Source organism: Gluconacetobacter aggeris, from assembly GCF_014174395.1.
Classification (GTDB): Bacteria; Pseudomonadota; Alphaproteobacteria; order Acetobacterales; family Acetobacteraceae; genus Gluconacetobacter; species Gluconacetobacter aggeris.
The window spans coordinates 1-900 of the sequence record NZ_JABEQD010000053.1 but is presented as its reverse complement, the minus strand read 5'-3'; the positions used below and the strand labels follow the sequence as shown (position 1 = coordinate 900).

The window sequence follows — 900 nt, the reverse complement described above, 5'->3', positions numbered from 1 at the left end:
TCACGGCCAACCACGACACCGTGACCGGCGTCACCCTCGCCACCAGCGAGACCAGCCAGAGCAACGCCGGCAGCTACACGGGGGACATCACCGCCTCCGCCGCCCAGGGCACCGGCCTGGCCAACTACGCCATCACCTATGTCCCCGGCACGCTGACCATCGACCCCGCCGCCCTGACCGTCACCGCCCTCAACCAGACCAGCACCTACGGACAGACACCCGTCCTCGGCACGACGAACGTCTCCACCGCCGGCCTGGTCAACGGCGACACCGTCTCCGGCGTCACCCTCACCACCGCCGCCACCGGTGCCAGCACCGTCGGCCGCTACGGCATCACCGCCTCCGCCGCCCAGGGCACCGGCCTGGCCAACTATGCCGTCACCTATCAGCCCGGCACGCTGACCATTGATCCCGCCGCCCTGACCATCACCGCGCTGAACCAGACCAGCACCTACGGCCAGACACCCGTCCTCGGCACGATGAACGTCTCCACCGCCGGCCTGGTCAACGGCGACACCGTCTCCGGCGTCACCCTCGCCACCACCGCCACCGGCGCCAGCGCCGTCGGCCGCTACGGCATCACCGCCTCCGCCGCCCAGGGCAGCGGACTGGCCAACTATGCCGTCACCTACCAGCCCGGCACCCTGACCATCGACCCCGCCGCCCTGACCGTCACCGCCCTCAACCAGACCAGCACCTACGGACAGACACCCGTCCTCGGCACGACGAACGTCTCCACCGCCGGCCTGGTCAACGGCGACACCGTCTCCGGCGTCACCCTCACCACCGCCGCCACCGGTGCCAGCACCGTCGGCCGCTACGGCATCACCGCCTCCGCCGCCCAGGGCAGCGGACTGGCCAACTATGCCGTCACCTACCAGCCCGGCACGCTGACCATCG

Annotated in this window: 1 protein-coding gene; it reads left to right on the top strand. The window is 71.1% G+C overall.

Annotation, left to right across the window (positions count from 1 at the left end; genetic code table 11):
- Positions 1-900 (top strand): MBG-2 domain-containing protein (locus HLH36_RS19505; protein WP_182987931.1); only part of this gene is annotated, 900 nt, incomplete at both ends.